The sequence below is a fragment of the Ruegeria sp. A5 genome, from assembly GCF_056543005.1.
On the sequence record NZ_JBQGAV010000006.1, the window covers coordinates 173,860 to 195,814 of the forward strand.

The following is a 21,955-nucleotide window of genomic DNA, read 5'->3' on the forward strand; positions in this document are numbered from 1 at the left end:
AGGGACCGGAAGATCAAACGCTTCCGGATGTTGGCGGCGATTTAGGCCGATTGGCTGGCAGAGTCAACCTTGCGCGCCGGAAGCCAGTCATTGATCGCATCAACCAGCCGATGCGCGCCGCGCCCGCTGGAATAAGCCTCGACAATGGGATGCCGCCCGGCGCTCATGCCTTCATCCAGTATCAGGACAGGGCGATAGAGGGTCGATGTGCCATTGTCGCTACGCGAGGTCGTGCTTTCGGTTTCCGCGTGCGAGAGGTGCGAGAGCTCATGTTCCACGGCATCATATCCAAAGACTGACTGTCTGCGGATCAGGATGCTGTTTTTATTGCGATCCAGTATGACCTGCACGCGGCGGACAAAGGCGCAAAACGCACCAAAACCCATGCCTCCGCCGAATAGTGCGAAGAAAATGCCGAACAAGATACCCTCGCCACCTTCACTGGCCAAGATGACGCCCGCGCCGACAAATGCCAGAATGAAGAAAACCAGCGTGATGCCGATGAACCATGGCGTATTGGACAGGATCAGTTGGCTCGGAGTGTTGCGCGTGACTTTCATGGCGGCACGCTAGCACCGAATGCCGCGCCTGTCGTGGCTTGAATTTACCTGTCGGTTGGGCGATGAGCGCGCCATACGAGGAGGTTCCCATGGACGCATCATCTGTCTTTCAGGATACGTTGCCGCTCAGCTCGGATGCGCTTTTGGCGCAGTTGGATGAATGGGGGCTGCCCTATCGGTTGCATACTCATATCCCGCTGCGCACCGTTGAGGATGCCAAAGGGGTCGAGGGCCAGTTCATGGTGCCGGGTGAAAACACACTGCGGCTCAAGAACCTGTATCTGCGCGACAAGAAAAAGCGGAATTATCTGGTGACGCTGGAACAGAGCCGCGAGATCGACCTCAAGGCGCTGGGCGCGGAGTTGGGGGTTGGCAACCTGTCCTTCGGCTCGGCGGATCGGCTGTTCCAGAACCTCGGCATCCGCCCTGGCGCGGTCAGTCCGCTGGCGATGATCAACGGCGTTGAGAACAACGTTAAGTTCTTCATGGACGCCGCCGCGCAACAGGCCGATGTCATCAACATGCACCCTTTGGTCAACGACCGAACCGTCGTTTTGTCGCGCGAAGAACTGATGGTGTTCTTTGATAAGATCGGGTGCGAGATAAACTGGCTGCCGTGATCACCCTTCAAGCGCTTCGTTCAAAGCGGCAGCGACATGGGCGGCGGAGGGGTTGACGAACAGGTGACCGTCCGCCTCGAACACCGGATCGTCCAGATGATCGGGGAAGGCCAGAGGCAACTCGGTACAGGCCAGCAAGATCGCGGTTCCGGGTGTGGCGTGTTTGTTGCAGAAGGCCAGCAGGCGCGCATGTGCGGTGTCGGATGCGCCGCCGTAGAAATCACTGTCGATCATCGCCTGCATCTCGGCGATCTCAGGCTCGGGCAGGCGTGTGTTTGCCGTGATACCCTCGGCGGCCAGCCGGTCGGCATAGTTTGTGGCCTGCATGGTGACTGCGGTTCCAAGGACCAAAGCATTGGTGGCGCCGGTCGAGGCGGTCGCGTCGGCGGTTGCGTCAAAAATGCTGAGAATAGGCATGGAGACGCCTTCGCGGATCGCGTGAAGCCGCGCGTGTGGCGTATTGGAGGCGATGATGCCGAAATCGCAGCCTGCGTGTTCCAAAGTCAGCAGTGCTTCGCGGAACACCGCGTCGAAAGCGGCCCAGCTGTCTTCGTCACCGGCCACGCCGCGCAAGGCGCGGGTTTTGGCTTGGGTGACGGATTCGATGGTCATGGGTGGGATGGGCAGCGGCGATCCGTGGTCGCGTTCAGCAAAATACCGACCCGCGCCTTCAGCGATCGCCCGGTAGTAGTCGACAGTTGAGGCCCAGCCAACACCGCCCAATATTCCAATCTTCTTCATGTGAAACGCCCAGTCTGCCGATTTGCCTTGGCGCAGACTGGACGGTTCAAGGGGGTCAGGTCAATCAGGCTGCCAGCTTGGTGACAGCTTTCTGCGCATTGGACAGGGTTGTTTCGGGGTCCAGTGCCATGCGATCTGCGGCGATGACCTCGACATCATGGATGCCGATGAAGCCCAGAACATGCCGCGCATAGGTGGTGGCAAAGTCGATCTCGGAGCCCACCGCCGTACCGCCCGATGCAACAGCAAGGATGGCGCGTTTGCCTTCCAGCAGACCTTTCGGTCCTTCTTCGGAATAGGAGAATGTCAGACCGGCACGGGCGACCAGATCAATCCAGGCCTTGAACGCGGCGGGAACTGAGAAGTTGTAGATTGGCAGGCCGATGACGATCGTGTCGGCCTTTTGCAACTCGGACACCAATTCGTCCGACAGGGCCAGCAGGTCTTTCTGTACCGCGTCACGCTGGTCGGCGGGGGTGAAATTGGCGCCGATCCAGTCTTCGGTCAGCAGGGGCAGGGGAGTGGCCAGATCGCGGCGGATGATACGCCCGGCGTTCAGGTGGCGAACCACGCGGTCGGACAGATCGCGGGTGGCAGATCCAGTGCGGCGGGCCGAGGCGTCGATATGCAGGATGGTTTTGGTCATTTCGGGGCGTCCTTTGTTGCGGAATTAGCTTCTGTTGCCCCAATATGGCTGTTGCGTGCATGAACAAAACTCGGATATATCAACAAGCATTGTTAGAATTTGCACATTGGATCAGATGCAATGGACAATTGGGATGAAGTGAGAACCGCCTATCAGGTGGCGCGCATGGGAACGGTCAGCGGCGCGGCGGATGTGCTGGGTGTGCACCACGCCACCGTGATCCGCCATATCGATGCGATCGAGGCGCGGCTGGGCGTCAAACTATTCCAGCGTCACGCGCGTGGGTACACACCAACCGAAGCGGGTGAGGACCTGTTGCGGGTCGCGCAGGCAACCGAAGATCAGTTCAACCAGTTGGTCGGTCGCATGAAGGGGCGCGGAGACGATGTCTCGGGCGAGATCGTGGTCACCTCACTGGCCTCACTGGCCCCGCTCATCGTACCGACGCTGACCGAGTTCCAGCAGACCCACCCGGGATTGATCGTGCGCTATCTGACCGGCGACCGCCTGTTCCGGTTGGAATATGGCGAGGCGCATGTGGCGATCCGCGCCGGGGCCGCGCCGGATCAACCGGACAATGTGGTGCAGCCGTTCATTCCACAAGAGGTCGGACTATTCGCTAGCAAGGCCTATCTCGCGCGCCACGGCAAACCCGCGGACGTTGCAGATTTCGCCAATCACCACTTCGTCGGCAATGATGACGAAAACAGCCGCGCGCCGTTTTCCCGCTGGCTGCGTGCCAACGCGCCGGAGCAGGCGATCACTTTCCGCTGCACCAATAATTTCTGTATGCGAGAGGCTGTTCTGGCCGGTGCAGGCATCGGCTTTATGGCCCGTTGGGAGGCCGCGCGCGATCCCGATCTGGTCGAGGTGATGGCACCGTTACCCGAGTGGTCTGGCAAGCTTTGGTTGGTGACTCATGTGGATCTGCACCGGACCACTAAGGTGCAGGCTTTCCTATCCTTCCTGAAAGATCAATCCAAGGGCTGGCTGCCGTGACACCGCAGGCGCGCGGCCATCTGGCCATGCTGACATTCTCGGCTTTGGTGGCGGGCAGTTTCTCGCTTGGCTCAATGGCGGCAAATGAGATCGCACCGTCGGCGATCACGGCAGCGCGCTTTGCGATTGCGGCGGTTGTGATCGGCATCGCTGCGATTGCCACAACGGGCATTCCGCGCAGCGCGGCTCGGGCACCATGGCGCTATCTGGTTCTTGGCGGATTGTTCGGAGCCTACTTTGTCCTGATGTTCTACGGATTGAAAACCGCTCCCCCGGTCAGCGCGGCAGCGGTCTTTACGCTGACCCCGGTCATGTCGGCGCTGGCCGGGTGGGTGCTGCTGCGCCAGATCATCACCCCACGCATGGCGCTGGCCCTGACGGTCGGTGCGGTCGGTGCGCTGTGGGTGATCTTTAGAGCGGATTGGCAAGCCTTTCAGGTCTTCGAGATCGGAGGCGGCGAGATCATCTATTTCTGGGGTTGCGCCGCGCACGCCGTCTATACGCCGATGATACGGCGATTGAACCGGGGCGAGCCTGCGGTGGTGTTCACCTTCGGTACGTTGGTTGCGGGGTGTTTGATCCTGACGGTCTGGGGCTGGTCCGATATCCGTGCAGTAGATTGGGGCAACCTTCCCGGGATTGTCTGGGTGACGCTGCTTTACATCTCGTTGTTTGCGACCGCCGCCAGTTTTGTACTGGTTCAGTTTGCAGCCCTGCGTTTGCCCGCGGCAAAGGTCATGGCCTACACTTACCTGACGCCCAGCTGGGTGATCCTGTGGGAAATCGCCCTGGGACGTCCTGCGCCGACGGCATTGGTGTTGGTTGGTGCCGGGCTCACCGCTGTTGCGCTGTTGTTGCTGCTGAAAGGAGAAGACGCGCCTGCAAATACTCCGGTGCGCTCGAATTGAAGCTTGTGATTTCTACCTGATGTGGCAGCCTGCCTGTCACCACCAAGGAGCTGGGCCATGAAAACACTGTCACTTATTCCCGCATTGCTGGCGCTGTCCGCCTGTGCCCCCGGTAGCGCGAAAGACGCTGCAGAGGCGGACCTGCAAGCCAGCTGCGAAGCTCTGGTGGGCGCCGAAACCGGCACAGGGCCTGATGGTGTCAAAGCGATGTCGACCCAGTCCAGCCCGACAGGCTCGGTCACCAGCGTATTCGTGGCAGGGGCCGAGGTTCCGTGGCTCTGTCGTGCCGACCCAACGGGGGTTGTGACCGGGGTGGAATATAGCCGCGAGGGCTAAGCCTGCCGTTTGGATCGTCCCGACGGGTCAGACTGGCGAACCGCCCGGGTCGACATATCTCAGGATCAGGAGGACGCCAATATGTTCAATCACATCATGGTCCCGGTCGACCTGCACTTGCCGCCCGAGGTCAAGAAAGCCACCGAGGTTGCCGCGCAATTGGCCAAATGGCAGGGCGCCAAAGTGACCATCGTCAGCGTCACCGGCCCGCAGCCTGGGGATAGCCACCTGACAACAGACGCGATCAAACAAGAATTGCTGACCTGCGCCAGTGAAATTGCGATGCAAAGCGGCACAAGTGTGGACACACGCAACATTCACTCGGTTGATGTCGCGGTCGAGATCGACAAGGACCTGACCCACGCAGCAGAGGAAATGGGGGCCGATCTGATTGTTGTGGGAACCCACGCACCCCGGATCACAGACTATATCCTGTCCAGCCACGCGGGATATCTGGCCAAACACGCCAGCATGTCGGTCTTAGTTGTGCGTTAGGCCTCATCCGGGGGCAGTTCAACTTCTAGAAACCGCTCGAACGCATCCAGATTGACCGGTTCGAACTGTCCGAACCCCTGCATCCAAACCGAGGCCGCACGAAGCGCGTCGGGTTCAAGTTTGCACCACTTCACCCGTCCGCGTTTTTCCTGAGAAATCAGACCTGCTTTGGTCAGGATCACCAGATGCTTTGAAATCGCGGCCAGCGACATTTCGAACGGTTCGGCCACGTCGGTGACGGCCATGTCATCTTCCAGCAGCATCGCTAAGATGGCGCGGCGGGTGGGATCGGCGAGGGCTGCGAAGACAGTGTCGAGGTCGTTGGACATGGTTCCGCTGAACCATAGCCTGTGAGTTTGGTCAACCATTTGGTTGAATATGCGGATTCAGGCCTATCCGCCCGGTCAGCGAATTATACGCCATCGGCAGGTTTCGCGTGGTCTGTAATTTTATTATAAAAATCATATGCTTAGCGACGTTCATGCTGCGGCTTCATTGCCGTTGACTCTGCGCCCTCAGCCCCTTAGCACCCTACCCAAGACTGTGCGAGGGAAACGCCCGTGACCGAAGATGACCAAAAGCAGCGTATGGCGCAGCTGGAGGCCAAGATCGAAGCGGCGAAAAAGGCCAAAGCGCCGAAACCTCGTGCGGATGCTGACGTATCCGGAGGCGAGCTTGCCTGGAGGATGGTCATCGAAATGGTTTCCGGTCTGGGGATCGGATTTGGCATCGGATACGGGCTGGACAGCCTGCTCGGGACGATCCCGATCTTTCTGGTGCTGTTCACATTGCTGGGCCTTGTCGCGGGCGTGAAGGTTATGCTCCGCAGCGCGAAAGAGGTTCAAGAGAAACAAGCGGCCGCAAGCGCGACCGAGAAGGACGAGAGGGACTGAACGTGGCAACCGAGACCACCGCAGAAAAAGGCAGCAGCCTGGCTTTCCATCCAATGGACCAGTTTATCGTCAAGCCGTTGTTCGGCGACGGTGCGATTGCCTGGTACACGCCCACCAACGTGACCCTGTGGTTGTTCCTGGCGATTGCGGCGATCTTTGCCCTGCTGGTTCTCAGCACGTCCAAGCGCGCCATTGTTCCGACGCGGATGCAGTCGGTGGCCGAGCTAGCCTATGGTTTCATCTACAAAATGCTGGAAGACATCTGCGGCAAGGAAGGCGTCAAGTACTTCCCCTATGTCATGACCCTGTTCATGTTCATCGTCTGCGCGAACTTCCTGGGCATGTTGCCCATGTCCTTCACCACCACATCGCATTTCGCCGTGACCATCCCGCTGGCGCTGGCCGTGTTCCTGACCGTGACCGTTTTGGGTTTCGTCAAGAACGGCGCTGCGTTCCTGGGCTTGTTCTGGGTCTCCAGCGCGCCGCTGGCGCTGCGCCCTGTTCTGGCGATCATCGAGCTGATCTCGTACTTCGTACGCCCGGTCAGCCACTCCATTCGTCTTGCCGGTAACGTCATGGCAGGCCACGCGGTTATCAAGGTGTTCGCAGGGTTTGCCGCGATTGCCGTGATCTCGCCCGTGTCGGTTCTGGCGATCACCGCAATGTATGGCCTTGAGGTCCTCGTGTCCTTCATTCAGGCCTACGTCTTCACCATTCTGACCTGTGTGTATCTGAAAGATGCGCTGCATCCGTCGCACTAAGGTCCGAACCCCCAACATCGAAACTTCCAAATCGTAAGGAGAATTCTCATGGAAGGCGATCTCGCACACATCGGCGCAGGCCTGGCAGCAATCGGTTCCGGTGCAGCCGCAATCGGGGTGGGCAACGTTGCAGGCAACTTCCTGGCCGGCGCCCTGCGCAACCCTTCGGCGGCTGCTTCGCAGACCGCAACCCTGTTCATCGGTATCGCGTTCGCAGAAGCGCTGGGCATCTTCGCATTCCTGGTCTCGCTGCTGCTGATGTTCGCCGTATAATCTGCGGAACCTGATCCTTACGCGCAGGTGGGCCCAAGCCATAGCGGCCCATCTGTTGTAAAGACAACGTTCCGACGGAGGACATCATGGCGACTGAACCCATTGCTGAAGAAGTAGTAGGCACATGCGTTGATTCCAGCGGCTACGCCGTCGGGATGCCGCAGCTCTGCTTCGATTGGTTCCCCAACCAGATTTTCTGGCTGGTCATCACGCTGGTCGTCATCTTTCTGGTCCTGTCCCGCGTGGCTCTGCCCCGCATCGCGGCAATCCTGGCTGAACGCCAGGGGACCATTACAAATGACCTGGCTGCGGCCGAAGATCTGAAGGCCAAAGCGGTCGAGGCCGAAGAGGCCTATAACAAAGCGCTGGCCGATGCCCGTTCTGAGGCTCAGCGTATCGCGGCGGAAGCCCGCGCCGAAATCCAGGCCGGTCTGGATGACGCGATTGCCAAGGCGGATGCGGAAATCGCTGCAAAGGCGACTGAATCGGAAAAGGCAATTGCCGAAATCCGTGCAGGTGCGCTGGAAAGCATTCAAGTGGTTGCCAAGGATACGGCGGCTGAACTGGTCACAGCACTGGGCGGCGAGGCGGATGCCAAAGCCATCAACAGTGCAGTAGATGCGCAGACGAAAGGATAAGTGACATGCGGAACACTCTTGCCCTTATCCTGACCGTTGGTGCCGCCAGCCCCGCGCTGGCCGCAAGCGGCCCGTTCTTCTCGCTTGCCAACACTGACTTTGTCGTCACTCTGGGCTTCATCGTCTTTATCGCGGTCCTGTTCTACTTCAAGGTCCCCGGTATGATTGGTGGTGCGCTGGACAATCGCGCCGAAGGTATTCAAGCCGAGCTGGACGAAGCCCGCGCCCTGCATGAAGAAGCACGCAGCCTGTTGGCCTCGTACGAGCGCAAGCAGCGCGAAGTTCAGGGTCAGGCCGAAGCTATCGTTGCCGCGGCTAAGGAAGACGCGGTTCTGGCAGCTGAACAGGCTAAGGTGGATCTGGAAAAATCCATCGCGCGCCGTCTCGCGGCAGCGCAGGATCAGATCGCATCGGCTGAGGCATCTGCTGTCAAGGAAGTCCGCGATCAGGCCATCACCGTAGCGGTTTCGGCAGCCAACGCCGTGCTGGCCAAACAGATGACCGCAACGCAGGCGAACAAGCTGATCGATGCATCCATCGCGGATGTGGGTGAAAAGCTACACTGATCGCCTGGATCATATGATTTGAAAAACCCGAGGGCTTCAGGCTCTCGGGTTTTTTCTTTTCGTGGCTTCCAGTTTGAAGGATCAGACCTCTCCAGTCTCGTGCTTCAAACGCTGTTGCGCGATCTCTTCATTGCGCAGGGCCTTCTGCTGATCGGCCATGCAGCTTTTGACAAAGTTCAGATGATCTTCGACCGCCTTCCGTGCCCCTTTCGGGTCGCGGTCCTGCAGGGCTGTGTTGATGGCTCGGTGCTGGTCCAGAATTGCGTCGCGGGTGGTGCGTTGCTGGAACATGATCTGTCGGTTGTAGAATACGCCCTGCCGCAGCAGATCGAACATCGACCGCATCATATGCAGCATCACCACGTTATGACTGGCCTCGATGATCGCCATATGGAACTGGGCGTCCAGATGCGCCTCTTCTTCGGCTGCATTGCGAGCGTGGGCGTCTTCCATCTTGTCCAGTATGGTCTGCACCACCTTCAGATCGCTGCCCGAGCCCATGCGGGCGGCACGCTCAGCCGCTAGACCCTCCATGTCACGCCGGAATGAGAGATAGTCGAACACTGCCTCGTCGTGATTGCCGAACAACCGGATCAAAGCCGGCGCGAAGGCCGAGCCCAGAACCTCGGCCACATAGATGCCCGATCCGGCCTTGGCAGTCAGCAATCCCTGCTCCTGGAGGTCCGAGATTGCCTCGCGCAGCGACGGGCGCGACACGCCCATCCGCTCGGCCAGCTCCCGTTCTGAGGGCAGGCGTTCTCCGGGGCGCAGAATGCCGCGCAGGATCAGCAGTTCGATCTGGCGCACAACAGCCAGTGACAGTTTTTCGGTTTGAACTTTTTGAAAAGGCATCTGGCTACCACTTGGAATTGGTCAAGTCACCTGACCACGTTTGTAAGGGGCGTTCAAGTCGCTCACAGAGGTTGAAACATTAGGTCAGAATTATTGACATAAGAGGCGCATTGCCTAATCTGCGACCCAAGGGCGGAGGAGGCCCCCTACGATGGATCAGCTCTACGCCACCCGAACCGCTCGGATGAAGGCTTCCGAAATCCGCGAATTGCTGAAACTGCTGGGCGAGCCCGGTATCATTTCCTTCGCAGGCGGTATTCCCGACCCCGCTTTGTTTCCAGCAGAGGCTTTCGCCGAAGCGTTTCAAAATGCGCTTGGCCCAGATCAACAGGCGCAGGCGCTGCAATATTCGGTCAGCGAGGGCTATGCCCCGCTGCGTGAATGGCTGGCCGACCATATGCGTGGGATCGGCGTTACGTGCGGCATCGACAACATCCTGATCACCTCGGGCTCGCAGCAAGCGCTGGATTACTTGGGTAAGTTGTTCTTGTCACCGGGTGATACTGCGTTGGTGGGGTGGCCCACATATCTGGGCGCGCTCAATGCGTTTGACGCTTATGAGCCGCGCTTTGACCAGCTTAGCATCAATGGCAATCGTGGGGCTGCCGAATACCAGGCCGCCGCCGGCAACAGCCCGATCAAATTCGCTTATCTCTCCGCCGATTTTGCAAATCCGACTGGTGAGACGGTCGATCTGCGGGGCAGGGAGGCGCTGCTCGATCTGGCAGATGAATTGGATTGCGCAGTGATCGAGGACGGAGCCTATCAGGCGCTGCGCTATGACGGCGATCCGATCCCTCCGATCCTCGCGTTAGAACAGGCGCGCAAGGGATCGATCGAGAACTGCCGGACGATCTATTGCGGCAGCTTCTCGAAAACTCTTTCACCGGGGTTGCGGCTGGGTTGGGTGGTTGCAGCAAAACCGGTGATCTCGCAACTGGTGCTGCTGAAACAGGCGGCTGATCTGCATTCTTCTACGATCAACCAGATGGCGGTGTATCAGGTGGCACGGGATCGTTTTGACACTCATGTCCCCATGCTGCGCCAGACCTATGCCGCGCGCCGCGATGCGATGCTTGAGGCGCTCAAAGAGCACATGCCCAATGGCGCCGACTGGACCCGACCCGAGGGCGGCATGTTCATTTGGGTCACTCTGCCCAAGGGAATGAACGGCGCCGACCTGCTGGCGAGGGCGCTGGAAACGGTCAAGCTGGCCTTTGTCCCCGGTCAGGCTTTCTATCCCGACGACACCGGGTCCAATACCATTCGACTGAGTTTTTCCAACTCGGATGAGAACACGATCCGCGAGGGTATACGCCGGTTAGGAGAAGTGTTGCGCGCCTGAACCGGGGAAAGGTCTCATTAACCATATTGTCGCTAATAAAGCAGCATGATCCGTGTGCTCGCTTTCCTGTGCCTCGCCGCCTGCTCGGGTGGTACACCCTATTTTCGCGACTTGCCCGCAACGCGCGTCGCGGTGAATGGCAGTATCTTCGACGTCCGCGTCCGCAATGAACTGGCCGAGGCCGTCCGCGTGAACCCGCAATACGCGCCGCGTCTGGGTCCGATCCGCGATCGGGCTGCGCTGGCCATGGCGCAGGTCTCGGGCTGTCCGCTTCTGGATGTTCTTGGCGATGCGGCCGTCACTGTGGGCGTGCTGGGCTGCGACCAGGAACTGGGGGAAAAACTGATTTTCGGCGCACTCCTTCGCCGTCCCTATGAATGCGTTGATTACGGATATTACGAAGACTACGGATATCAGGTCTTTGAATGCTCGCCTTACTGAGATACGCGGGACTCCGCGTAGTTTTGCCAAGATGTTGTGGATAACTTGGTCCAATCTCCCATATCCTGCGCAATCACGTTGACACCTCCCCCATCCGTTGCGCAGACTTCTTACCCATAGGAATCATACCAAGAGCAGCCATTGCGCTTTAGCAAACTCAAACTGACCGGCTTCAAAAGCTTCGTGGACCCGACCGATCTGATCATCGCGGACGGGCTGACCGGAGTGGTTGGTCCGAATGGCTGCGGCAAGTCCAATCTGCTGGAAGCGTTGCGCTGGGTGATGGGTGAAAACCGTCCCAAATCCATGCGCGGTGGCGCGATGGAGGATGTGATCTTTGCGGGCGCTGCCACTCGGCCTGCGCGCAACTTTGCCGAGGTGGTCCTGACGATGGACAACTCGGAACGTTTGGCGCCATCCGGCTTCAACGACAGCGACCAGTTGGAAATTGTCCGCCGCATCACCCGCGATGTGGGCAGTGCCTACAAGACCAACGGCAAGGACGTGCGCGCCCGCGACGTTCAAATGCTGTTCGCGGACGCCTCGACCGGTGCGCATTCGCCTGCGCTGGTGGGGCAAAACCGCATTGCCGAACTGATCAACGCCAAACCCCGCGCACGACGTCGCATTCTGGAAGAGGCCGCCGGCATCTCCGGGCTTTATCAACGCCGCCACGAGGCAGAACTGAAACTGAAAGGCACCGAGGCCAACCTGACCCGCGTGGATGACGTGCTGGAACAATTGGGCGGGCAGTTGGCACAACTCGCCCGTCAGGCCCGGCAGGCGGCGCGGTATCGCGAGATCGGCGAGCTGTTGCGTCAGGCCGAAGGGATGCTGCTCTATCGCCGTTGGAAAGAGGCCGACATGGCCCGTCAGGCGGCCGAGGAAAAGCTACGCGACCGGATCACCGAAGCCTCTCGCGCCGAGGCATCCGCCCGTGAATCCGCCGCCAAACGCGCTGAGATCGAGGAAACCCTGCCGCCCCTGCGTGAGGAAGAGGCCATCGCCGCAGCCGTCCTGCAGCGCCAGCAGGTGCAGCGCGATCAGCTGTCGGATCAGGAAACCCGCGCACGCCAGACGATCGAGACTCTGACCAACCGTATCCAGCAATTGGGCAACGACATCGAACGCGAATCCGGTCTGAACCGGGACGCGGGTGAGATGATCGAACGGCTGGAATGGGAGGCCCGCGAGCTTGCAAAAGCCGCCGATGGCTATGACGAAAAGGTCGCTGAAGCTGCTGAAGTTGCGCGCGAGGCCGCGTCGGTGTTGCAGGATCGCGAAGATCACCTGTCGCAGGAAACCGAAGACATGGCCCGTCTGGTGGCTCGCCACCAATCGGCGCAACGACTGGTTGAAGACAGCCGCAAGACACTGGTTCGTTCCGAGGGCGAGGAAGAAAAGGCCCGCGCCGCCGTGGACGAGGCGCGCAATGCCCTTTCCCGTGCCAGCGAGGCGTTCGAGACCGCGCAAGAGGGTGAGGAAGAAGCTCGCGAAGCTGCTGAGGCAGCGGAAGAAGCACTGGCCGCCGCCGACGAGCTGCGCAACGATACACAGGCGCGTGAGGCCGAGGCCCGCGCCAAACGCTCCGAGGCCGAGGGTGAACTGGGCGCGATAAGGGCCGAGACCACCGCGCTGGCCAAGCTGGTCGAACGCGACACGGCTGAGGGTGGGCAAGTGCTCGACATGCTGCGGGTGGCAACGGGCTTTGAAAAGGCATTGGGGGCTGCGCTGGCGGATGACCTGCGTGCACCGTTGGTCGAGGGCGACGGACCTTCAGGTTGGGTGCAGGTAGCGGGCTATGACAGCGACCAGCCCTTGCCCGATGGGGCCGAGCCGCTGGCGTTGCATGTGTCCGGTCCCGACCGCCTGAGTCGCCGTATTGCGCAGATCGGTTTGGTCGATGCGGATCAGGGCGCGCGCTTGCAGGCGTCGTTGAAACCGGGTCAACGCTTGGTCTCACGCTCGGGCGATTTGTGGCGCTGGGACGGATTCCGCGCCTGGGCCGAGGATGCACCAAGCGCTGCCGCCCTGCGTTTGGAACAGCTCAACAAGCTTGAGGCGCTGAAACAGGAACTGACCCGCACCGAGGCGCAGGCCGAAGGTGCCCGCGCCGCGCATGAAGCGCTGTCACAGCAACTGGCCAATGTAACCGAGGCTGACCGCCGCGCCCGCGAGGCCCGCCGTGCCGCGGATCAGCGCATGGCGGAAACCGCGCGGATGCTCAGCCGGGCTGAGGCGGATCGAAATCTGGCGCAGGGCAAGCTGGAAACACTGACCCTCGCGGTCGACCGTCACAAGGAAGACGCCATGTCCGCCCGCGCACAACTGCGTGAGGCTGAAGGCGCGTTGACTGGCCTGGGCGATCTCGACAGCGCCCGCGCGCAGGTCGAGGACATCAAGCAGACGGTCGAGGCGGCGCGGATCACCATGCTGACCCACCGCTCGACGCATGATGAATTGCGCCGCGAGGGCGAGGCGCGCACCCGGCGCACGCAGGAGGTGACTAAGGACCTCAGCGGTTGGCGGTATCGTCTGGAAACGGCGGAAAAGCGGATATCGGAACTGGCCGAACGCAAGGAAAGCTCGGAAGAAGAACTGACCGAGGCGATGGCGGCCCCCAGCGAAATCGCCGAGGCACGGGAAGAACTGAACGAGCTGATCGAAACCGCTGAGGCTCGGCGCGCCGAAGCCGCCGACAAGTTGGCCGAGGCCGAGACCCAGCAGCGCGAGGTGGTTCTTGCCGAGCGCGAAGCCGAACGTCTGGCCTCGGAGGCGCGCGAAAGCCGCGCGGCGGCTGAGGCGCGTTGCGACGCCGCCAAGGAAAGCGTAGTCGCCGCAGCAGAACGCATTGCCGAGGATCAGCAACTGACGCCTAACCAGCTGCTGAACCAACTGGACGTGAACCCTGATCAGATGCCCGCCGCCGACGCACTTGAAGCCGAAGTGAACCGCCACAAGCGTCAGCGCGACGCCATGGGCGCAGTGAACCTACGGGCTGAAGAGGACAGCAAAGAAGTCCAGGAAGAATTCGACACGCTGAACGGCGAAAAGGCCGATCTGGAAGAGGCGATCAAGGCCCTGCGCAGCGGCATCGCCAGCCTCAACCGCGAAGGACGCGAGCGTCTGTTGACCGCGTTCGAACAGGTGAATTCCAACTTCGCCATGCTGTTCAAGCATCTGTTTGGTGGCGGCGAGGCCAATCTGGTCATGGTCGAAAGCGACGATCCGCTGGATGCGGGCCTTGAGATCATGTGCCAGCCGCCGGGCAAAAAGCTCTCGACTCTCAGCCTGCTGTCGGGCGGCGAACAGACGCTGACCGCGACCGCGCTGATCTTTGGCGTGTTCCTTGCAAATCCCGCGCCGATCTGTGTGCTTGATGAGGTCGACGCGCCGCTGGACGATGCCAACGTCACCCGCTTCTGCGACTTGCTGGACGAGATGTGCCGCCAGACCGATACGCGTTTCCTGATCATCACCCACCACGCGGTGACCATGGCGCGGATGGATCGGCTGTTCGGTGTGACGATGCAGGAACAGGGTGTCAGCCAACTGGTTTCGGTCGATCTGAAAAAGGCCGAGCAGATGGTCGCTTGATCGATCACTGCAACGTTATGAGCCATCACCCGTGTATGAGGGTAGGCTAGCATCATGATCCGATATTTCATCCTCGCATTGCTCGCGGCCAACCCCCTCTGGGCTGCCGAATGGCCCACGAAACCCGGTGACGTCCCCTTGACGCCAGAAGAATTGGAGGCTTTGGCCGGCCGCACTCTCACTTTCTACGACGACGGCCAGTCCAAATACTCGGCTGGAGGGGCCTATTCTTATACCTATGCCAGCGGAGAATCCGCCTTCGGCACCTATTCCATCGCCGGGGATGGCAGTGTTTGCATAGCGTATCGCAATGGGTTCAGCCGATGCGACCTATATGTCCGCAGTGGTGAGCGGTTGATCCTGATCGACGAGAAAGGCGATCGCTACCCGGTCAGAGCGAGTAATTGATCTGTTTTTCCCGATCAATTGGTAAATTTGATAGAGGCTTTGAGTAAAAACGGAAGAAAACGGGATAATCATCGTCAAATCAAGTTGTAGAATGCCCTGGATCGAAAAACTGATGGGGATGCCAAATGTGCCGTTTTTTGGCTTGGGTTGGGGAGCAGCGATATCTGGATGAATTGATTCAGGAGCAAGAGCAATCGCTTGTCATTCAAAGCCGCAACGCGTTGATTGGGAAGACACCAATCAATGCCGATGGGTTTGGACTGGCCTGGTATTCTGATCGCGAAACGCCCTGTTTCTACAAGGACACTCATCCCGCATGGTCCGATGCAAATCTCAAACAACTGGCTCATCACACACGATCACGACTGTTTTTGGCCCATGTAAGAGCGTCGACAGGCACTGCGACCTCGCGCAACAACTGTCACCCATTTGGATTTGGCAAATGGAGCTTCATGCACAATGGCCAGGCTGGAGGGCATGACCAAATCCGGCAGCAGCTCGATGCTATGATCCCGGCACATTTATACGGGCACCGAATGGGTGCGACAGAAAGTGAAGCGATCTTTTTGATTGCTCATGGCGAAGGTCTGGATTCAAATCCGATCGAGGCAATGGCACGGGCCGTGGGGCGGGTGGAAGCGCTGTCCCGACAATGCGGATCGTCGCCTTATATGCGGTTTGCTGCGTGCTGGTCAGACGGCAAGCGTGTATTTGCGGCGCGCTATGCGTCTGATCGTTATGCACCCAGTCTGCATTACCGAACCTCAGAAGACGGGATAGTGATATCGTCCGAACCGCTTGATGCAGACAGTGACGGCTGGGTTGAAATACAGCCCAATACCGCCATCGTCACAGAAGGCTCGCTGGTATCTATCCATGCGTTTGATCCGTCAGTGAAACGTGAACCTGCAAAGGTTGCCTAGGCGCTGACCCTTATAGCTGCTTCAGCAGCTGTGTCGTTGGCCACGCATCCGCTGGCAAACCCAGACGCAATTGTTCAGCCTGCACAGCCGCACGGGTTCCGGCCCCAAGGATGCCGTCGATCTTGCCTACATCATAACCCCGTGCCTGTAGCTTGCTCTGCAACTGCTTCATCTGTGCGCCCGTCAGCCCCGGCGCGGGGTTGCCTGCGTCGTAGATCTGCGCGCCTTCCAGCCGTGTGCCGAAATAGGCGGCGGTCAGGACGTAAACGAAGCTCTGGTTCCATTCGAAATAGACATCGAAATTCGGGTAAGCCAGAAAGGCGGGTCCTTTATGCCCTTGTGGCAGGATCAGCGAGGCAGGCAGATTTGCCAAAGACCCACTGCGCGCCTGCACGCCCATCGCCTGCCATTCGGACACCGAGCGGGGCTTGCCGGGGCCAGAGAGAGACCAGTCCATCAGCGCGGGCACGGTGACCTCTTGCAGCCATGGCTGACCCGGTTGCCAACCAAGATGCGACAGCATCTTGGCCCCGGACATCAGTGCATCCGGTGCCGAGGTTTTTAGCGAAACCTTGCCGTCTCCGTCCCCATCCACGCCGTTTTCCAGAATGTCGCGGGGCAGCATCTGGACCATGCCGATTTCACCGGCCCAAGCCCCGGTGGTGCGGGCGGGGTCAAAATTGCCCTGGCTGTACAGCTCGATCGCGGCGAAAATCTGCGGGCGGAACAACTCGGGGCGGCGGCAGTCGTGGGCCAGCGTCACCAGCGCGTTGCGAGTGTTGAAATCGCCTTGAAAGGACCCGTAGTCGGTCTCGAACGCCCAAAATGCCAGTAGCACACCCCGCGAAATGCCGTATTCCTGCTCAATCCGGTCAAACACCGCGTCGTATTTGCCCGACATGGCCTTGCCCCGGTCGATCCGGTTCTGTGAAATCAGGCGCCGCGAGAAGTCGATGAATGGTTTCTGGAATACGCCCTGCGCGCGGTCGGCTTTCAGAACGGCTCCGTCCTGCTGAACGCCCTTGAAAAAGCTGTTGACGGTGGATTTGTCGTAACCCTGCTGAATGGCTTCGGCTTTCAGCCCTTTGACGAAGGTATTGAACCCGCCGCCGCATTGGGCAAGCGCGGGCGAGGCGAAGAGGGCGGCGGCAATAAGGCCGGAAAGGAAACGCATGGGTCTGATCCGTCAGAATATGAAGTTGAACCCAACCCACACCGACACGAGCCCAAGCGCAAGCCCCCATACCTGCCAGAGCATGTCTGATGCGCGAAAAACCTCCGCCGCGTCGATATTCTGCCGCGCATTCCCGTTCACCCAGGCGAGATCCCGCATCTGCCCGTCATAGCTGCGCGGTCCTGCCAGCGCGATATCAAGCGCACGTGCCATCGCGGCCTCGGGCCAGCCTGCGTTGGGTGAGATATGGCGGCGTGCATCCTCAACCATCTCTCCCCAGCGCGACCATTGGCTGGACAGTGCCACGATCATTACAAAGGTCAGGCGTGCCGGGACAAGGTTCAGCAAATCATCCAGCCGCGCTGCTGCCCAGCCGAAGGCGCGGTATTTGTCGTTGCGATAACCGATCATACTGTCGGCGGTGTTGACGACCTTGTAAACCAGAAGCCCCGGCAGACCTGCGACCAGAAACCAGAAGGCTGGGGCAATCACCCCGTCGCTCAAGTTTTCGGCGGCGCTTTCGATGGCCGAGCGCGCCACCTGCGCCTCGGTCATATCTCGCGTATCGCGCGAGACAATCATGGCGACCTGCGCGCGCCCTTCGGCAAGCGAGGTCAACAGGCCTTCGCCAACTGCGCGAACATGGGTGATCAGGGATTTCTGGGCCAGAAGGATGGCGCAGACCACGATCTCGACGATCGGACCAAGCAGCTCCAGCAACCGGCCAAGGATGAGTGCCACCGCAACCAGGATGAGCACCGTCGCAACCCCTTTGAGGCGGCGATACGCCCCATGGTTCAGCCGGTTGTCCAGCCAGCCAATCGCGTTGCCCATCAGTACGGCAGGGTGGCGAATCCGCGACCACAGCCAATCCGGCTCACCCAATGCTGCGTCCAGACACATAGCGCAGACCAATAGGAACGCGGTGCTCACAGCGCTGCTTCCAACCGGGCCCAACCATCTGCTGGCGGTAATCCAAGGCGCAGGTAGGTCCGGGAATAGGGGAAAATACGGCTCCAGATATGCGCCCGCGCCAATCGGTCTTGCCAGGCGGTCGCGTCATCAACGTCGTAGAGGCGGAACAGGCTGGTGCCGCCAATCAGCCGCGCATCCTTGGCCGTTACAAGCTGATCCAACCGTGTTGCTTCATTTGCCAGACGCATGCGCGTTTCATCAGCCCATTTTACATCGTGCAACGCTTGCGCGCCGATCCGCAGTGCCGGGCCGGATACGGCCCATGGTCCGGTCAGGTCGTTCAATCGTGCAATCAGATCGGGATGGCCAATTGCAAAACCCAGTCGCAACCCGGCCAACCCCCAAAATTTGCCAAAGCTCTTCAGCACCACGATGCCGGGCCGCTGGGCCAGATGAATCAGCGAGGCTTCGGGCGTTACGTCGCAGAAGCTTTCATCGATCACCGTCAGCGGCGCGTCGACATCCGCGTCCTGCCAGATGCGCCCATCGGGATTGTTGGGGTGTACGATGACACGTGCCTGAGCCGGGCCGCGCTCGTGCACCGTCCACCCCTGAGCGGTGAATGCAGCGGCATGTTCGTTATAAGTGGGCATCGTGATCTGCACGCGGCCGGCTTTGGTCAGCGCGGGCACGCGGGCAATCACCGCAGAGGCACCAGGCGATGGCAGAATCTCGGCCCCATCAGGCACGTTCCAAAACACCCGCGCCGCGTCCGAGAGGCGTTCGAACGCGCCATGATCCGGCAGTTCCATCCAGTCCGGAGGCTGCAGGCCCGAGACCTCATAAGCATGCGGATTGATCCCCGTGGACAGATCGATCCAGTCTGCGCGCGTGCCCCCAAACCGCGTCATCGCGCCATCCAGCCCTCCGCCATGATCGCGCGCAGCCCGAGGGTTCAATCTGTCATCCTGTCCAACCATCTGCCCCAGCCGGAATCGCCTATTTCTCATGCTTCAAGCGGATTTTTGCCGTTCTTACAAGCGAATCCGCCCGATCACGGCGCTGTGCGGGCCTTGTTAACACTTTGTTAAGGAAATCGCGTGATCACGGACAACAGGGGTCGGCACCACTCACCCATATCACGTGCCGAGGTTGTTGCAAATGAAAGTACTGATTGTTGAGAGTAACCCCGATCTAGGTCGGGTCTGGCAGCGGCATCTGCAAAGGCAGGAGGCCGAAGTCACGCTGGTCGAAACGCAAGAGGCCGCGATCCTGGCACTGTATGGTACCGCATTCGATATCATCGTGCTGGATCTGGTTCTGGAAACCGGCAGCGCCTTGGCGGTTGCCGATTTCGCAAGCTATCGCAGGCCCGAGGCGCGGGTGATCTTCGTCACCAACACCACATTCTTCTCGGACGGATCAATCTTTGCCCATAGCGCCAATGCCTGCGCCTATGTCCAAAGCTCGACCCCGCCCGAGGATCTGGCGGCCATGGTCGAACACTACGCCGCCGGGCGCTGATCTCGTCCATGAGGTTCTGAATAGTCCAACGTTGGATTCACTGGAATAATTCGGTGCGGATTGATGCTGTCATGGCTGAAGTGATAGTGGCGCACGATGTGGTTCATGTTCACTGTCTGCGCCACGCCGGGCCATTGATATAGCTCCCGCGTAAAGGCCCAGAGGTTCGGGTAGTCCACCAACCGACGCTTGTTGCACTTGAAATGTAAATGATAAACCGGGTCGAACCGGATCAATGTGGTGAACAGGCGCCAGTCGGCCTCAGTCACGCGGTCACCCATAAGATAGCGGTTCCGGGCCAGACGATCCTCAAGCCAGTCCAGCGTGTCGAACAGAGGGCCAACCGCGGCGTCATAAGCTTCTTGCGAGGTGGCAAAGCCGGATTTGTAGACCCCGTTATTGACATCGGAATAGATGCGCGCGTTGACCTCTTCGATCTCGTCCCGCATTGCCTCGGGCCAGTAGTCGTCTGTGTTGCCGGTGATCCCGTTGAAAGCCGAGTTGAACATGCGGATGATTTCCGAGCTTTCGTTCGACACGATCGTTTTCTCAACTTTGTCCCACAGGATCGGCACCGTCACGCGGCCCGAATAGTTGGGGTCGGCACGGGTATAGATCTGATGGGCTAAATCATGCCCGAACAGTTTGTCGCCCGTCGCTCCATGCGCGTCCGTCTCAAAGGTCCAGCCTTTGTCCAGCATATCCGGATGCACCACCGAGACCGAGATGTGGTCGCTCAGCCCTTTCAACTCACGAAAGATCAGTGTGCGGTGCGCCCAAGGGCAGGCGTGCGAGACATAAAGGTGATAGCGCCCCGATTCCGCCTCGAACCCGCCGCGCCCCGAAGGGCCGGGTGCGCCATCGGCGGTGATCCAGTTGCGAAACTGTGCGGCCGAGCGTTTGAACGCCCCGCCTGTGGATTTGGTGTCATACCAGGTGTCATGCCATTCGCCGTCGACAAGCAGGCCCATCGTTATTCCTTTCGCATTGCGATTGGGTCAAAGATAGGCCGTCTTGCGCCACGATCCTATTTCACCGGGCGCGCATCAGGCCTGCATGCGCGCACAGGTGGGGTGCGGTGTCTGGGCACCAGAACCGCAATGCCAAAACTTATGTGACGCCGTTCACTGGATTTTTACAGGAATCGCGTCAGACTAATGAGTGTTAAGGGGGGAAGTTTATTATGAGTACCTATGTTTCCAAGGAAATTCGCGCCGAATTGGATGCGGCCCGAATCGCTACCCTCAAGAAATCCAGCCGTTTGCGGGTGGAGGTTGGCGACAATAGCTTCAAAATTTTGACATTGTGGAAGGATGGTTTCACCGTCGAGGCCGAAACCACGCCACGCCTGCGTGGGCTCGTCGATATCTATGACGGTGCCAATCACATGTATCAGTGCCTGATCATCGCAGATGAAGAAGCGGTGGGTGAGATGCGCTATGAGTTCAAGCGCAGCACCGTGGCGGCCGACAAGGCCCCGCTGGATTTCTACCGCGCCCCGGATGCACCGATCGCATTGCTCGAAAACCGAGACTGACGCGCGCACCGTTTGACCTTTGGCACCGACGCGCCACCGGCGCTCGGGCGGCAATGGTGCCACGAGATTCTCGGTATCAGGCCGGGCGGTTTAGTCGGAGGCCGTCAGGGTCAGGTGCACAGGAGCCAAACCATCGATGCCGCCTTCAATTCGGTCTCCGGCAACCACGGGCCCGACCCCGGCGGGTGTGCCGGTCAGGATCAGATCGCCGGGGCGCAAATGGTAGAAACCCGATAGATAGGAGATCAGTTCATCGATCTTCCAGACCAGCTCTGACAATGTGGCGTCTTGTACGACCCACTCATTGATGCTCAGATAGATGCGCTTGTCATCAGATGGGCTCCAGTCATCGGCGCGGGTCAGCGGAGCGAAGACCGCGCCGTTTTCCACATCCTTGCCCAGATCCCAGGGGCGCTGTTTGTTGCGCTCGCGGATCTGCAGGTCGCGGCGCGTCATGTCCAGCGCACAGCCATAGCCAAAAATCGCGTTGCGGGCCTCAGTGGCTGTGGCCCGAAAAACCGGTTTGCCGATTGCAACGGCCAGTTCCATTTCGTGATGATAATCCTCGGTGCCTGCCGGATACGGCACATGCGCTCCGGTAAAACCGCGTTGGGCGCGGATTTGGTGAAGTAAAACGGCGCCTGACGATCCACCTCATGCCCCATCTCGGCAGCGTGGGCGGCATAGTTGCGGCCCACGCAAAAAAATCCGCCCGATCGGATAGGTCGCCTGTTCCCCCTGCACCGGGATGCTTGGGATGTCCGGAAGCGTAAAAAGGTGGTTGGGCATGACGTGCCTCCGAT

The 21,955-nt window shown here is 59.8% G+C and carries 26 protein-coding genes and 1 pseudogene; 17 read left to right on the forward strand and 10 right to left on the reverse strand.

Features of this window, described 5'->3' with window-relative positions; genetic code table 11:
• Positions 1 to 41: 41 nt before the first annotated feature.
• Positions 42 to 560, reverse strand: coding sequence for a hypothetical protein (locus ACR0AY_RS14830; RefSeq protein WP_170513371.1), 519 nt, complete (start codon positions 558 to 560; stop codon positions 42 to 44).
• Between the two features lie 89 nt (positions 561 to 649).
• On the opposite strand from ACR0AY_RS14830, the gene ACR0AY_RS14835 reads away from it, so the two are divergent.
• The gene (locus tag ACR0AY_RS14835) at positions 650 to 1,180 is read left to right on the forward strand and encodes a prolyl-tRNA synthetase associated domain-containing protein (protein ID WP_170513374.1); all 531 of its coding nucleotides are present in this window, start codon (positions 650 to 652) and stop codon (positions 1,178 to 1,180) included.
• Here ACR0AY_RS14835 and ACR0AY_RS14840 read toward each other — a convergent pair whose 3' ends face one another.
• Positions 1,181 to 1,921, reverse strand: a complete 741-nt coding sequence (locus tag ACR0AY_RS14840) for an aspartate/glutamate racemase family protein (protein ID WP_170513377.1) — start codon at positions 1,919 to 1,921, stop codon at positions 1,181 to 1,183.
• A gap of 64 nt (positions 1,922 to 1,985) precedes the next feature.
• Complete coding sequence (locus tag ACR0AY_RS14845) at positions 1,986 to 2,567, reverse strand: FMN-dependent NADH-azoreductase (protein ID WP_170392654.1); 582 nt, start codon at positions 2,565 to 2,567, stop codon at positions 1,986 to 1,988.
• Between the two features lie 120 nt (positions 2,568 to 2,687).
• On the opposite strand from ACR0AY_RS14845, the gene ACR0AY_RS14850 reads away from it, so the two are divergent.
• The 4 genes from ACR0AY_RS14850 (at position 2,688) to ACR0AY_RS14865 (ending at position 5,305) form a co-directional block, all read left to right on the forward strand.
• Complete coding sequence (locus ACR0AY_RS14850; RefSeq protein WP_170513380.1) at positions 2,688 to 3,566, forward strand: LysR family transcriptional regulator; 879 nt, start codon at positions 2,688 to 2,690, stop codon at positions 3,564 to 3,566.
• Complete coding sequence (locus ACR0AY_RS14855) at positions 3,563 to 4,474, forward strand: DMT family transporter (protein ID WP_480454349.1); 912 nt, start codon at positions 3,563 to 3,565, stop codon at positions 4,472 to 4,474. The genes ACR0AY_RS14850 and ACR0AY_RS14855 overlap by 4 nt, the downstream gene beginning before the upstream one ends.
• Before the next feature lie 57 nt (positions 4,475 to 4,531).
• Positions 4,532 to 4,810, forward strand: a complete 279-nt coding sequence (locus tag ACR0AY_RS14860) for a hypothetical protein (protein WP_170513383.1) — start codon at positions 4,532 to 4,534, stop codon at positions 4,808 to 4,810.
• Between the two features lie 81 nt (positions 4,811 to 4,891).
• A complete protein-coding gene (locus ACR0AY_RS14865; protein ID WP_170513386.1) occupies positions 4,892 to 5,305 on the forward strand; it encodes a universal stress protein in 414 nt (137 codons plus the stop codon).
• Here the strand turns inward: ACR0AY_RS14865 and ACR0AY_RS14870 are convergent.
• Positions 5,302 to 5,634: an ArsR/SmtB family transcription factor gene (locus ACR0AY_RS14870; protein WP_170392649.1), complete on the reverse strand. Its 333-nt coding sequence runs from the start codon at positions 5,632 to 5,634 to the stop codon at positions 5,302 to 5,304. The genes ACR0AY_RS14865 and ACR0AY_RS14870 overlap by 4 nt on opposite strands.
• Positions 5,635 to 5,865: 231 nt before the next feature.
• Here ACR0AY_RS14870 and ACR0AY_RS14875 point away from each other — a divergent pair, with 231 nt between their 5' ends.
• The 5 genes from ACR0AY_RS14875 (at position 5,866) to ACR0AY_RS14895 (ending at position 8,436) form a co-directional block, all read left to right on the forward strand.
• The gene (locus ACR0AY_RS14875; RefSeq protein ID WP_170392648.1) at positions 5,866 to 6,198 is read left to right on the forward strand and encodes an AtpZ/AtpI family protein; all 333 of its coding nucleotides are present in this window, start codon (positions 5,866 to 5,868) and stop codon (positions 6,196 to 6,198) included.
• Between the two features lie 2 nt (positions 6,199 to 6,200).
• Complete coding sequence (locus ACR0AY_RS14880; RefSeq protein WP_170392647.1) at positions 6,201 to 6,959, forward strand: F0F1 ATP synthase subunit A; 759 nt, start codon at positions 6,201 to 6,203, stop codon at positions 6,957 to 6,959.
• A gap of 48 nt (positions 6,960 to 7,007) precedes the next feature.
• Entirely contained in the window at positions 7,008 to 7,232 is a 225-nt protein-coding gene (locus ACR0AY_RS14885) for a F0F1 ATP synthase subunit C (RefSeq protein ID WP_005981269.1), read from the forward strand.
• An 86-nt stretch (positions 7,233 to 7,318) separates the two neighbouring features.
• Positions 7,319 to 7,870 carry a F0F1 ATP synthase subunit B' gene (locus ACR0AY_RS14890; RefSeq protein WP_170513389.1) on the forward strand — a complete coding sequence of 184 codons (552 nt, stop codon included), beginning with the start codon at positions 7,319 to 7,321 and terminating at the stop codon, positions 7,868 to 7,870.
• Positions 7,871 to 7,875: 5 nt separating this feature from the next.
• Complete coding sequence (locus tag ACR0AY_RS14895) at positions 7,876 to 8,436, forward strand: F0F1 ATP synthase subunit B (protein WP_170392645.1); 561 nt, start codon at positions 7,876 to 7,878, stop codon at positions 8,434 to 8,436.
• Positions 8,437 to 8,517: 81 nt separating this feature from the next.
• On the opposite strand, the gene ACR0AY_RS14900 is transcribed toward ACR0AY_RS14895, so the two are convergent.
• Entirely contained in the window at positions 8,518 to 9,288 is a 771-nt protein-coding gene (locus tag ACR0AY_RS14900) for a FadR/GntR family transcriptional regulator (RefSeq protein ID WP_170392644.1), read from the reverse strand.
• 151 nt (positions 9,289 to 9,439) lie between these two features.
• Here ACR0AY_RS14900 and ACR0AY_RS14905 point away from each other — a divergent pair, with 151 nt between their 5' ends.
• From ACR0AY_RS14905 to ACR0AY_RS14925, 5 genes are all read left to right on the forward strand, one after another.
• The gene (locus tag ACR0AY_RS14905; RefSeq protein WP_170513392.1) at positions 9,440 to 10,633 is read left to right on the forward strand and encodes an aminotransferase-like domain-containing protein; all 1,194 of its coding nucleotides are present in this window, start codon (positions 9,440 to 9,442) and stop codon (positions 10,631 to 10,633) included.
• A 45-nt stretch (positions 10,634 to 10,678) separates the two neighbouring features.
• Entirely contained in the window at positions 10,679 to 11,074 is a 396-nt protein-coding gene (locus ACR0AY_RS14910) for a hypothetical protein (protein WP_170392642.1), read from the forward strand.
• 141 nt (positions 11,075 to 11,215) lie between these two features.
• On the forward strand, positions 11,216 to 14,671 hold the full coding sequence (locus tag ACR0AY_RS14915) for an AAA family ATPase (RefSeq protein ID WP_170513395.1): 3,456 nt from the start codon (positions 11,216 to 11,218) through the stop codon (positions 14,669 to 14,671).
• Positions 14,672 to 14,725: 54 nt separating this feature from the next.
• Positions 14,726 to 15,079 carry a hypothetical protein gene (locus ACR0AY_RS14920; protein WP_170513398.1) on the forward strand — a complete coding sequence of 118 codons (354 nt, stop codon included), beginning with the start codon at positions 14,726 to 14,728 and terminating at the stop codon, positions 15,077 to 15,079.
• A 125-nt stretch (positions 15,080 to 15,204) separates the two neighbouring features.
• A complete protein-coding gene (locus tag ACR0AY_RS14925) occupies positions 15,205 to 16,002 on the forward strand; it encodes a class II glutamine amidotransferase (protein WP_170392639.1) in 798 nt (265 codons plus the stop codon).
• A 10-nt stretch (positions 16,003 to 16,012) separates the two neighbouring features.
• Here the strand turns inward: ACR0AY_RS14925 and ACR0AY_RS14930 are convergent, their stop codons facing one another.
• The 3 genes from ACR0AY_RS14930 to ACR0AY_RS14940 are packed head-to-tail and all read right to left on the reverse strand — an operon-like array spanning position 16,013 to position 19,071.
• Positions 16,013 to 17,176, reverse strand: coding sequence for a lytic murein transglycosylase (locus ACR0AY_RS14930; protein WP_480454351.1), 1,164 nt, complete (start codon positions 17,174 to 17,176; stop codon positions 16,013 to 16,015).
• A gap of 12 nt (positions 17,177 to 17,188) precedes the next feature.
• Positions 17,189 to 18,109 carry an adenosylcobinamide-phosphate synthase CbiB gene (cbiB, locus tag ACR0AY_RS14935; RefSeq protein ID WP_170513402.1) on the reverse strand — a complete coding sequence of 307 codons (921 nt, stop codon included), beginning with the start codon at positions 18,107 to 18,109 and terminating at the stop codon, positions 17,189 to 17,191.
• Positions 18,106 to 19,071 carry a threonine-phosphate decarboxylase gene (locus ACR0AY_RS14940; RefSeq protein WP_170513404.1) on the reverse strand — a complete coding sequence of 322 codons (966 nt, stop codon included), beginning with the start codon at positions 19,069 to 19,071 and terminating at the stop codon, positions 18,106 to 18,108. Before ACR0AY_RS14940 ends, cbiB begins: the two co-directional genes overlap by 4 nt.
• Positions 19,072 to 19,252: 181 nt before the next feature.
• On the opposite strand from ACR0AY_RS14940, the gene ACR0AY_RS14945 reads away from it, so the two are divergent.
• Positions 19,253 to 19,615 (forward strand): response regulator transcription factor, encoded by a 363-nt coding sequence (locus ACR0AY_RS14945; RefSeq protein WP_008756687.1) that lies wholly within the window; start codon positions 19,253 to 19,255, stop codon positions 19,613 to 19,615.
• Here ACR0AY_RS14945 and ACR0AY_RS14950 read toward each other — a convergent pair.
• Positions 19,597 to 20,586: a glutathione S-transferase family protein gene (locus tag ACR0AY_RS14950; RefSeq protein WP_170513408.1), complete on the reverse strand. Its 990-nt coding sequence runs from the start codon at positions 20,584 to 20,586 to the stop codon at positions 19,597 to 19,599. The genes ACR0AY_RS14945 and ACR0AY_RS14950 overlap by 19 nt on opposite strands.
• A 212-nt stretch (positions 20,587 to 20,798) precedes the next feature.
• Between ACR0AY_RS14950 and ACR0AY_RS14955 the strand changes: the two genes are divergently transcribed.
• Positions 20,799 to 21,152 carry a hypothetical protein gene (locus tag ACR0AY_RS14955; RefSeq protein ID WP_170513411.1) on the forward strand — a complete coding sequence of 118 codons (354 nt, stop codon included), beginning with the start codon at positions 20,799 to 20,801 and terminating at the stop codon, positions 21,150 to 21,152.
• A gap of 90 nt (positions 21,153 to 21,242) precedes the next feature.
• Here ACR0AY_RS14955 and ACR0AY_RS14960 read toward each other — a convergent pair.
• A pseudogene (locus ACR0AY_RS14960) lies at positions 21,243 to 21,941 on the reverse strand (fumarylacetoacetate hydrolase family protein).
• Between the last annotated feature and the right edge of the window lie 14 nt (positions 21,942 to 21,955).